Origin of the sequence: Paraburkholderia aspalathi, assembly GCF_900116445.1 — a bacterium.
Taxonomy (GTDB): Bacteria; Pseudomonadota; Gammaproteobacteria; order Burkholderiales; family Burkholderiaceae; genus Paraburkholderia; species Paraburkholderia aspalathi.
Genome location: NZ_FPBH01000062.1, coordinates 17,505 through 28,505, shown reverse-complemented (window position 1 = coordinate 28,505; position 11,001 = coordinate 17,505). Strand labels below are relative to the sequence as shown.

8 protein-coding genes are annotated in these 11,001 nt (G+C 57.3%); all 8 read left to right on the top strand.

The window, feature by feature from the left end; genetic code table 11:
• The first annotated feature begins 348 nt into the window (after positions 1-348).
• Positions 349-1,455, top strand: a complete 1,107-nt coding sequence (locus BM438_RS43515; RefSeq protein ID WP_093647587.1) for a TauD/TfdA family dioxygenase — start codon at positions 349-351, stop codon at positions 1,453-1,455.
• A gap of 393 nt (positions 1,456-1,848) precedes the next feature.
• Complete coding sequence (locus BM438_RS43510; protein WP_093647585.1) at positions 1,849-2,811, top strand: NAD(P)-dependent oxidoreductase; 963 nt, start codon at positions 1,849-1,851, stop codon at positions 2,809-2,811.
• Between the two features lie 455 nt (positions 2,812-3,266).
• A complete protein-coding gene (locus tag BM438_RS43505) occupies positions 3,267-4,253 on the top strand; it encodes an NADPH:quinone oxidoreductase family protein (RefSeq protein WP_093647583.1) in 987 nt (328 codons plus the stop codon).
• A 98-nt stretch (positions 4,254-4,351) separates the two neighbouring features.
• Positions 4,352-5,104, top strand: coding sequence for an enoyl-CoA hydratase-related protein (locus BM438_RS43500; RefSeq protein ID WP_167378561.1), 753 nt, complete (start codon positions 4,352-4,354; stop codon positions 5,102-5,104).
• Positions 5,105-5,265: 161 nt separating this feature from the next.
• Positions 5,266-5,535 carry a hypothetical protein gene (locus tag BM438_RS43495; protein ID WP_093647579.1) on the top strand — a complete coding sequence of 90 codons (270 nt, stop codon included), beginning with the start codon at positions 5,266-5,268 and terminating at the stop codon, positions 5,533-5,535.
• 122 nt (positions 5,536-5,657) lie between these two features.
• A complete protein-coding gene (locus BM438_RS43490; RefSeq protein WP_093647577.1) occupies positions 5,658-7,739 on the top strand; it encodes a 3-hydroxyacyl-CoA dehydrogenase NAD-binding domain-containing protein in 2,082 nt (693 codons plus the stop codon).
• Positions 7,740-7,831: 92 nt separating this feature from the next.
• Positions 7,832-9,010, top strand: a complete 1,179-nt coding sequence (locus BM438_RS43485) for an acetyl-CoA C-acyltransferase (protein WP_093647575.1) — start codon at positions 7,832-7,834, stop codon at positions 9,008-9,010.
• A 13-nt stretch (positions 9,011-9,023) separates the two neighbouring features.
• The gene (locus BM438_RS43480; RefSeq protein WP_093647572.1) at positions 9,024-10,886 is read left to right on the top strand and encodes an acyl-CoA dehydrogenase; all 1,863 of its coding nucleotides are present in this window, start codon (positions 9,024-9,026) and stop codon (positions 10,884-10,886) included.
• The last annotated feature ends 115 nt before the right edge of the window (positions 10,887-11,001 follow it).

Below are 11,001 nucleotides of genomic sequence, written 5' to 3'. Positions count from 1 at the left end.
TAACCTCGAATTTAATCTGTCGCTCGCTTAAGGATGCCTAATCGTCACGCGCCCGGCATCAGCAATTACACCTATCTTGCCGGTCGGTATCAGGGGTCGATCTGGTTTGATCAGACGAGACCGTCGTGCCCGTATTTGCTCATTTCTTCGCCGCAACGCCGGAGCCAATTCCATGTTCATCGTTAACTCTTCCGGTCTGAAATATTTTTTTTTGATTCAGCTGTCGATTTCGTATCCGCTGATACAGCCGACTGCGGAACCGGGAAATACAGTGGCATTACACGAATCAGACGATGCATTTAATCGTGCAGTGCATCACGGTTCTAACCTCAAGATAAGGAGACTTTAATGAACGACACAGCCGTCAGTCCGTCCAGCCTCGACACTCTGGACATCCGATCCTCCAGTCCCATTTCTGGCACCCACGCCGCCTTAGGCGACGAGGTAACAGTGCACCTGCATCCGCAGGGCATTCCGTTGTTCATCACGCCAGTATCCAAGCGCCTCAAGACGGATCTTGCGGCCTTTCGGACATGGCTGGTCGACCACGAGGAGGCCATCGATAAACTGCTGTTTCGTTTCGGCGCCGTGCGCCTTCGTGGATTTCCCGTCAACGGTCCGGAGCAGTTCGGCGATGTGATGTCGCACTATCCCGTCGCCACTATGGGATACAAGGGCGGTGGGGGACCACGCGCAGCGATTGCAGGCAGAGTGATGGAATCGACGCGGACAGAAAAAGACCGCTTTATTCCACTACATCACGAGATGTGCTATCAACGTCAATGGCCGCTGAAGCTTGCGTTCTATTCCAACGTGGTAGCAAGTTCTGGCGGAGCTACTACGATTGGAGATATTCGCCGCTTCGAGGCGCAGATTCCGCAGCGGATCCTCGACGAGGTGCGCAAACGCGGTGTACTTTATCGTCGCAATTTCCGCGACGGAGGTGTATCGACGGAAGGCTGGAGTGGTCAGCTGCTTAATATACACCGCCCCTGGCAGGAAGCTTTCTTCACCGAAGACAAGGCCGAGGTCGAAGCCGCATGCGAAGCAGGAGGACTGCAATGGCAATGGCTGGACGATGGCAGCCTGCAAACCGAAATTCGCAAATCCGGTTTCGTCACTCATCCGGTGCATGGCACAAGCCACTGGTTCAACCAGATCAGCAACCTGACCGCGTTGCCCACGAGTGCTCGGCAATGGTACACGTTGACACCCGAGGACCAGCGCAACGGGGGACGTTACCCCAACGAAGTTCTGTTTGGCGATGGCGGCACGATTCCTGCCGAGGATGTCAAGCTCCTGCGCAAGATCGAAGACGAAATTCGGGTTGACGAGCCTTGGGAGGCAGGCGAGATCATGATGCTGGACAACATTCTGTGCACCCACGGTCGCACGCCGTTTGAAGGTAAGCGCGATACGTTGATTCAATTTCTAGGATCCGGGAGCAACGAGTAAGATTCATGAAATCTGCGAAGCGGGGCGCTGGATTGTTCCGTACGGACGATCTGGCCCCCGCTGCAGGCGGCTCGAGGCGTTCTGCTGAGCTACGGCGTATAGATTATGTCACTCGAGAGAATGTGAATCCTGTTGCGATTAGCGATCGTTAGGCTCTGCCTCAGAGCCTACATTTCAGCCGTATCCGATAATGACCTGATATCTAGAAAAACGTGAAAGGCTGTAATCGCAATTTCACGAGATCGGAAATGACGAAGATGAGCCTCTGATAGGGCGCCGGAGCGCGACGACTGGAGATTCAACAGAAGTTTGATCGAGCCCAATGTGATTGACTGGCTTGGCTTTTTTGAGTGAGATCGGATTTCCGTGTTTCTCAACCCAGGAATATCGACAATGACATCTACAACGGAAGGCGCCGAGTCTCGGGCGCAAGAGGAAGTTGGTTTTATCGGGCTCGGCGGGATGGGTCAGCCCATGGCTTTGAATTTGGCTAAGGCTGGCACAAAGCTCGTCGTCTGGAATCGGTCAACCGAGCGTACCGAGCCGCTGCGTGCCATCGGCGCTCGAGTGACGGAGTCTGCTGACGAAGTATTCAGGCAGACGAAAACTGTGATTCTTATGCTGTCGGATAGCTCGGTGATCGATGCAGTGTTGGGATCTGGCACGCCAGCCTTCGCATCGCGTGTCGCAGGGCACACCATCATAAGCATGAGTTCAGTTGCTCCGGATTATTCAAGGGGACTTGCTGCGAGCATCCATGCGGCCGGGGGGCGTTATGTTGAAGCCCCGGTGTCCGGTTCGCGAAAACCGGCTGAGGCGGGCCATTTGGTGTCGTTGCTAGGCGGCGATCCTGAAATCGTCGCGAAAATTCGCCCGATGCTCGCGCCGATGTGCCGAGCGTCAGTGATTTGTGGCCCGATCGGCAACGCGCTGCTCATGAAACTGGCGGTCAATCTATATGCAAACACGATGCTCGTCGGTCTGTCCGAAGCGATGCACTTCGCGGATCGAAACGGCCTGGATCTCAATACTTTTAAGGCCGCAATCGATTCAGGGCCGATGGCCTGCGACGTAACAAGTGTGAAGATTCCAAAACTCGTCGAGCGAGACTTCGCCGTGCAGGCGGCTACAGCGGATGCCTTTTCCAGTTGTCAGTTGATAGCTGATGCGGCACGCGCCGCTGGCATCGCCTCGCCTTTGCTCGATCTGAGTCGAAAACTTTACGCGGAAAGCGTGGAACTGGGTAATGGCCGGCTCGACATGATGTCCGTAATTCGATCCATCGAAGCACGCACAGCAAACCTTGGACGATGTTGCGAGGAAGCGAGTTGCCCCGCGTGCAACGTGGTCCATTGAAGGACGGCACTCTCAACTCGTCGTTCTCGATCGTCCTTCCGACCCTTAGCGCATCTTGCGCGAATGCGAATTTGTCCGGCCACTGACGCAACGGCAGCATCGAGAACAGGCCGTCGTCGCCCGTGTCATCACGCAGTCGTGGCGGCCAACTGACGACGAGCCCCATGATGCGTTTCTCAAACACTGTCCATCCGGCAATTAGCGTCGTCGCCGACATGGGCGCTATCGGGCATCCGAATCAGGTGCTGTCCGGTTTGCTCAGATGATGTTTTCATGGTCGCGCGCTGTCAATTTCTCTGGTGCAACGATGAGCTGGTCTCATGCCTATCATTGAAATGCCGTTGAGCGGGGACACTTTTTTGATCTGGTAGTCAGTTTCGTATCCGTTGATACAGCGGACGGCCGAACTGGCAAATACAGTGATGTTACACAAACCACGCGGAACACTGAACTCCATGAAAGCGATACAGATTACCAAACTGGACGGCCCGACTTCGATTGAACTTGTGAACGTTGAGCCTCCAAAGCCGGCGCCCGATCAGGTTCTAATCAGTGTTCGCGCCGCCGGCGTGGGATTCCCGGATGTGCTGCAGTCGCGTGGGCTTTACCACGTAAAGCCCGCCCTACCTTATACGCCGGGATCGGAGGTCGCGGGCGTCGTCGTTGCAGCCCCTGCAGATTCCGGGTTTGCCGTCGGGGATCGCGTCGCAGCAATCACGTCGTTTCAGGGTCCAGATCACGCGGCACTGCCGATGCTTGGTGGCTTCTCGGAGCAAGCGGTCGCAGCGGTAGACATGACATTTGCGCTTCCGGATGGTGTCTCGTTCGAGAAGGGCGCCTCCCTTCCGCTCAACTACCTTACCGCCTACTTCGCCCTCATCGAGCGTGGTCACTTCGTGCAAGGTGAATCGGTGCTCGTCCACGGTGCGGCGGGTGGGGTGGGAACGGCGGCGATTCAGATTGCAAAGGCCTTCGGCGCTAGCCGGGTCATCGCCGTAACATCCACGCCTGAGAAGGGTGCCATTGCTGTTGCTGCGGGCGCTGACGAGTTCATCCCGGTCGAGGGATTCGCCAAGGCAGTAAAGACCTTCGGCGGCGTGGACATTGTCGTTGACCCGGTCGGCGGTGAGCGTTTTACCGACTCCCTGAGGTCGCTTAAGGCAAACGGACGAATCCTCATTCTCGGTTTCACAGAGGGTACGATACCCTCTGTCCAAGTCAACCGTCTGATGCTGAACAATACATCCGCGATCGGTGTTGGCTGGGACGCTTACAAGCACCTTGGGCGTATGCCATCCCAATGGGCGGCGATCAAGCCACATGTCCAAAGCGGGGCACTTAGTCCGGTCATCGGAACGAGCTACGCACTCGAAGACGCGTCGCGGGCTCTGCTCGCAATCGACCAGAGACTCGCAACCGGTAAGATCGTACTCGTTCCGTAATTCTGTCGTAGCCCTGCATGTTGGTCCCACAGGGGCTGCGCGCGCAGATCAGATTGTGCGGGCAAACGTCGCCCGCCTTGGAGAAAAGGGAGCTGCTCATGACGCAACACGTACTTATCAATAACTCGGACGGAGTTCTCTCCATCAAGTGGAACAGGCCAGATCGCCTCAATGCATTCGACGCTTCGATGCTTGAGGATGCCGCACAGGCTATCAATGATGTACCCAACGATGTGCGCGCAATCGTGATCAGTGGCGAGGGTCGTGCCTTCAGCGCCGGAGGCGATTTCAAGAGCGGCATCACTATTGAAACCGTGGACAGCGGCCATCGTCTTGTGCGTGCGATTGTGCGCTCGCGTGTGCCCGTCATAAGCGGGGTCAATGGTCCTGCAGTTGGAATGGCGTGCTCCATTGCGGTCGCCGCTGACATTGCGCTCGCCAGGCGATCCGCTTATTTTCTACTGGCGTTTGTGAACATTGGAATGATGCCAGACGGCGGCGCAACGGAGTTAATTGGCGCTTCAATTGGCCGCGCACGTGCTAACAGTATGGCCATGCTTGGAAATCGGCTGTCTGCTGATGACGCAATGGAAGCGGGACTGATCTATCGATCGGTAGCCGACGAGGCTTACGATGCTGAGTTGGCGGCTCTGGTGCAAAAGGTCAAAAATGGACCCACCAAAGCGTTTACTGCGATGAAAGGCGCCATTTCGGCCACGACGCTGACCCATCTGGACGAGGCCCTTGACCGTGAGCGCGCAGGGCAAGTACCACTCTTCGAAACGGAAGATGCAAAAGAAGGCGCACTAGCTTTCCGCGAGAAACGCGAACCCGTGTTTCGCGGTCGATAGTCAATGCTGTAGTGTAGTGCCGACGTCGTCGGCAACCTCCTCGCATCGCGCCGGATGCCGGCTTGCTACCCGTAGCAGCTTACACAATTCGTTTCGCAAACGAATCGCATCGTACTGGCAATGTGCCGCGGACGTTGCGTTACCAGCGCCGAGACCACGAAATGTTCGAGTTCGCGTCACGATGCGAGCTGATCGATCATCTAAAGTCTGCTAGCAAGCCGGCGCTCGACTGCCTCGCGTCGGTGGTCTTGAATGAGAATCTGCGCGGGTATGTGGAAACAGAAACCTGCTACCGCTCGACGACGGGCTATGAGTTTGTGAAAAGCGATGACGTCAGCGATCGTCCCACATTTAACGAACTGAACGGCACGTGCCGCAGGATCTACGGCATCAAACATCCGACGCGGAGCGCCGTCTCTGGTTACGCGTAGGGGCGGCAGGCAGCTCATTATCGGCGGCAGGCTGGCATGCCTCGGCAAAACAACAGGCTGGCTCTTGCATGAACTGAACCTCCGAATTGCTAGACAATTTCGGGACATCAAAAGGAACCGGCATGACAGCGCAGTATCAAGTCCAGGACGGTGTGGCCGTCATTTCACTTGACAATCCTCCCGTCAATGGTCTCGGTCACTCCACAAGAGTGGGCATCGTAGACGGCATAGTGCGCGCACTGGACGACCCGGGCATCAAGGCGATTGTTCTCACGGGCGCGGGCAAGGCGTTCTCAGGTGGTGCCGATATTCGTGAGTTCGGCACTTCTAAGGCGCTGCAGGAGCCGAGCCTGCAAACGATAATTGATACGATCGAGGCGTCTGCCAAACCCGTTGTGGCCGCAGTTCATTCGGTCGCGATGGGTGGGGGCTTGGAACTGGCACTCGGCTGTCACTATCGCGTCACCGTCAAGGGCACGCGGATTGCCTTGCCAGAGGTGGATTTAGGCCTACTGCCGGGGGCCGGCGGTACACAACGCCTGCCGCGCGTGGTCGGCTTGGAGACTGCGGTAAACATGATTGTTTCGGGCAAGACGATGGCCGCCGAGGAGTTTGCCGGCACAAAGCTGTTCGATCACTTTGCGGCCGACGATTTGTTATGGGATGCCTTGAAATTTGCGCGGGACGCGGCGACAGTCGTGGGCCCACATCCCCGCGTACGCGACTTAAAGGTGCACCACGAAAACGCAGAAGCGTATCTGGGCTTCGTTCGCAATACGGTCGCGGCAACCGCAGGGGGTTCCCCGGCTCCGGTCAAATGCGTGGACGCCATCGCGGCGTCACTCAAGCCGTTCGATCAGGGCATCAAGGAGGAACGCGATGCGTTCCTTTACCTGCTGACCAGCCCCGAATCGCGGGCACTACGACATGCGTTCCTCGCCGAGCGCGCAGCGAGCAAGATTCCCGATGTGCCGTCGGACACGCCGGTGCGCGACATCAAACAGGTGGCCGTGGTTGGCGCCGGCACGATGGGCGGCGGCATCGCAATGAACTTCATCAACGCGAGCATTCCGGTCACGCTGCTGGAAACGAAGCAGGAAGCGCTCGACCGCGGCCTCGCCACGATCCGCAAGAACTACGAAGCCACCATCAAAAAAGGCAAGCTCGAGCCCGAAGCGCTGGAACAGCGCATGGCCTTAATCACGCCGACGCTCTCCTATGACGACCTGAAAAACGCCGACCTGATCGTCGAAGCAGTGTTCGAAGAGCTCGGCGTCAAGGAGCAGGTGTTCAAGCGTCTTGATGAAGTGGCGAAGCCCGGCGCGATCCTGGCCTCGAACACCTCGACGCTGGATGTGGACAAGATCGCCGCTTTCACCAAGCGGCCGCAGGACGTGGTCGGCATGCACTTCTTCAGCCCGGCCAACGTGATGAAGTTGCTCGAAGTGGTGCGCGGCAAGGACACGGCGAAAGACGTGCTCGCCACCGTCATGAAGCTTGCCAAAAAGATCAAGAAGACCGCTGTGGTCTCGGGCGTATGTGACGGTTTTATCGGCAATCGAATGATTGAGCAGTACAGTCGTCAAGCGGGCTTCCTCCTTGACGAGGGGGCGCTTCCCGAACAGATCGATAAGGCCATCGAGAAGTTCGGCTTCGCGATGGGACCTTTCCGGATGAGTGATATGGCTGGTAACGACATCAGTTGGGCGATTAGAAAACGCCGCGCCATCGAGCAGCCGTCGTTTACGTATTCGAAGACGGCCGACCTGTTATGCGAAGCGGGGCGTTTCGGCCAGAAGGTTGGCGCGGGCTGGTACGACTACAGGGCGGGTGACCGCAAGGCTTACCCGAGCCAACAGGTCAACGACATGATCATCCGGCATTCAGAACACTTCAGTGTCACGCGGCGCAAGATTTCCGACGAGGAGATCGTCGAGCGGTTGATGTACGCGCTCGTCAATGAAGGTGCACTGATCATCGAGGAAGGGATTGCGTCGAAGGCGTCGGACATCGACACGGTCTATCTGAGTGGGTACGGCTTTCCGCGGTGGCGTGGGGGCCCGATGCAGTATGCGGACGAGGTTGGTCTGTACAACGTTGCGCAGGCGATTCGTCGCTACGCGAAAGGCTATCAAGGCAAGGCGTGGCGGATCGCGCCACGCCTGCAGAAGCTCGCAGACGCAGGCGCGGGCTTTAACGACTAGGTCAATTTGTCGTCACTTCCAGCCAGCGCAACGGATGAAATGCATTCGCGACCAGGAACGGTCCGACGTCGAAGCATATTGAGGAACAAGACATGAATGAAGCAGTGATCGTATCCACCGCGCGCACCGGTCTCGCGAAGAGCTGGAAAGGAGCCTTCAACATGACTCACGGTGCGACGCTTGGTGCTCACGCGATACAGCATGCGATCGCGCGCGCGGGTTTAGAGGGCGGCGAAGTGGAAGACGTGTTAATGGGCTGCGCGAATCCTGAAGGCGCTACCGGGACCAATATCGCGCGACAGGCTGCCTTGCGCGCCGGCTGCCCAGTGACGGTCCCAGGCGCCACTGTGAACCGCTTCTGTTCGTCGGGCCTGCAGACGATCGCAATGGCCGCGCAGCGTGTGATTGCCGATGAGGGCGATATTTTCGTTGCGGGCGGGCTCGAGAGCATTTCGTGGACGCAACGGCAGTTGAACACGCAATTCGCGAGTGACCCGTGGCTTATGCAGCACAAGCCGGAAATTTACTGGAGCATGCTGCAGACCGCCGAGAACGTGTCAACTCGTTACGGGATTTCCCGTGAGCGTCAGGACGAATACGGCGTACGCAGTCAGCAATGCGCGGCGGCTGCACAGGTCGCAGGCCTGTTCGATGACGAGATCGTACCGATGACGGTGATCGCTGGTGTGACCGACAAAGCCACTGGTCAGATGGTGACGAAGGAAGTGACGATCGTGGCTGATGAAGGCATTCGAGGGGATACGAATCTCGAAGGAGTGTCGAAAATTCGTTCAGCGACTCCTGGCGGTGTAATCTCAGCGGGTAATGCATCTCAGTTTTCTGACGGCGCGTCGGCGACCGTGGTGATGAACGCGCGCGTGGCTGCTGCGAAAGGTCTCCAGCCATTGGGCGTGTTCCGCGGATTCGCAGTGGCTGGATGCGAGCCGGATGAGATGGGCATCGGTCCAGTGTTCGCGGTTCCCAAGCTGCTGAAGAGGACTGGCCTGAGGATCGAGGACATTGGCCTGTGGGAACTGAACGAGGCATTTGCCGTGCAGGTGCTCTACTGCGTCGATCAGCTGGGCATTCCGATGGAACGCCTGAACGTGAACGGCGGCGCAATTGCGGTTGGTCACCCGTACGGGGTATCGGGCGCGCGGCTCGTTGGCCACGCACTGATCGAAGGCAGGCGTCGCGGCGTGCGGTACGTGATCGTCACGATGTGCATCGGCGGTGGTCAAGGCGCGGCTGGCCTTTTCGAAGTGCTTTGAACGGAGCGCTGTCATGTCATTGATTCTCTCCCGCCGCGATTTAAACTTTCTGCTCTACGAGTGGCTCCGGGTCGAAGAACTGACGACTATTCCCCGCTATGCTGACCATACGCGTGAAACCTTCGATGCAGCACTCGACACCTGTGAGAAGATCGCCACCGACCTATTCGCTTCGCACAACAAGAAGAACGACCAACAAGAACCGCATTTCGACGGCGAAACTGTTCATATCGTCCCCGAAGTGAAGATTGCGCTCGACGCTTTCAACGCGGCTGGTTTGATGGCTGCGGGGCAGGACTATGAACTCGGCGGTGCGCAACTACCGCTGGTCGTGGAGAAGGCCGGTTTCGCATATTTCCTGAGTGCGAACGCCGCCACTGCTGGGTATCCATTTCTGACCATTGGTAACGCAAATCTGCTGTGCGCGTACGGTACGCCTGCGCAGATCGAAGCGTTCGTGCGACCTGAGATGGAGGGTCGCTTCTTCGGCACGATGTGTCTATCGGAGCCGCAGGCGGGTTCGTCACTTTCGGACATTACCACCCGAGCCGAATACGAGGGCGAGTCCCCGTTTGGTCAGCAGTACCGCCTGCGCGGCAACAAGATGTGGATCTCCGGTGGAGAGCATGAGCTCTCGGAAAATATCGTGCATCTGGTGCTTGCCAAAATTCCGGGTCCAGGCGGAAAATTGATTCCTGGCGTTAGCGGTATCTCACTCTTTGTTGTACCAAAGTACCTAGTCCGCGATGATGGCTCGCTCGGGGAGCACAACGACGTAGTGCTCGCAGGTCTCAATCACAAAATGGGACATCGGGGTACAACGAACTGCCTGCTCAATTTTGGCGAAGGCGTTAAATATCGGCCAGGAGGCAAAGCTGGAGCAATTGCGTATCTAGTGGGCGAACCCGGGCGAGGCCTCGCATGCATGTTCCATATGATGAACGAAGCGCGCATCGGGGTAGGACTAGGCGCCGCAGTTCTAGGCTATACCGGCTACCTGCACGCGATCGATTATGCACGCAACCGGCCGCAGGGGCGTGCCATTGGTAAAGGCCGAACGGACCCCTCTAGCCCGCAAGTTAAGCTGATGGAACATGCCGATATACGTCGGATGCTGCTTGCGCAAAAAAGCTATGCGGAAGGCGCGCTGGCGTTGATCCTGTACTGTGCGAAGCTAGTTGACGAGGAGCGCGCCGCACAGGCTGCTGGCGACGCTGCCGCGCGCGAGCGTGTCACTTTATTGCTCGATATCCTGACGCCGATCGCCAAGAGTTGGCCATCGCAATGGTGCCTCGAAGCGAACAACCTCGCAATTCAGGTGCACGGCGGTTACGGCTACACGCGTGAGTACAACGTCGAACAATTCTATCGCGATAACCGTCTGAATTCGATCCACGAAGGCACGCATGGGATCCAGGCATTAGACCTGCTGGGCCGCAAGGTGATGATGAAAGACGGCGAGGCATTGGAGATCGTCGGCGAGACGGTGCGGGCTGGCGTCCTTAGGGCGCTTGCTACGAAGGATGCTGCACTCCACGAATATGCGAACGCACTGAGCACTGCTATGGCGGGACTTACGCTCGTTACACGGCGACTGTCGGCGGCTGGAGATTCAACTCTGACTCTTGCCAATGCATCGATATATCTTGAAGCATTCGGCCACATCGTAGTGGCATGGATCTGGCTGGAACAGTCCATCGTCGCACATTCCGCGCTGTCGATGAATGGAAATAAGGAAGACGACTCGTTCTATCGAGGTAAGTTGGCTGCCGCCGCGTATTTCTTCAGATGGGAGTTGCCGCGCGTAACAACGCAACTCAATCTGCTAGAGACACTTGACCGGACCGCTCTCGACATGCAAGACATCTGGTTTTGATGCAGTTGATTGCTCGCTGTTCGACGGGAACGATATGGAAAACTACGGCAATGTGAAGGGCATCTTGATGACACCAAGGCGCAGGGGAATCCGAGTAATTCTCAAAATCGTTCGA

Excerpts from the sequence above, each read along its gene's own strand:
- BM438_RS43505 (WP_093647583.1), top strand. The coding sequence starts at position 3,267 with ATGAAAGCGATACAGATTACCAAACTGGACGGCCCGACTTCGATTGAA.
- BM438_RS43510 (WP_093647585.1), top strand. The coding sequence starts at position 1,849 with ATGACATCTACAACGGAAGGCGCCGAGTCTCGGGCGCAAGAGGAAGTT.
- BM438_RS43490 (WP_093647577.1), top strand. The coding sequence starts at position 5,658 with ATGACAGCGCAGTATCAAGTCCAGGACGGTGTGGCCGTCATTTCACTT.
- BM438_RS43500 (WP_167378561.1), top strand. The coding sequence starts at position 4,352 with ATGACGCAACACGTACTTATCAATAACTCGGACGGAGTTCTCTCCATC.
- BM438_RS43515 (WP_093647587.1), top strand. The coding sequence starts at position 349 with ATGAACGACACAGCCGTCAGTCCGTCCAGCCTCGACACTCTGGACATC.
- BM438_RS43480 (WP_093647572.1), top strand. The coding sequence starts at position 9,024 with ATGTCATTGATTCTCTCCCGCCGCGATTTAAACTTTCTGCTCTACGAG.
- BM438_RS43485 (WP_093647575.1), top strand. The coding sequence starts at position 7,832 with ATGAATGAAGCAGTGATCGTATCCACCGCGCGCACCGGTCTCGCGAAG.
- BM438_RS43495 (WP_093647579.1), top strand. The coding sequence starts at position 5,266 with ATGTTCGAGTTCGCGTCACGATGCGAGCTGATCGATCATCTAAAGTCT.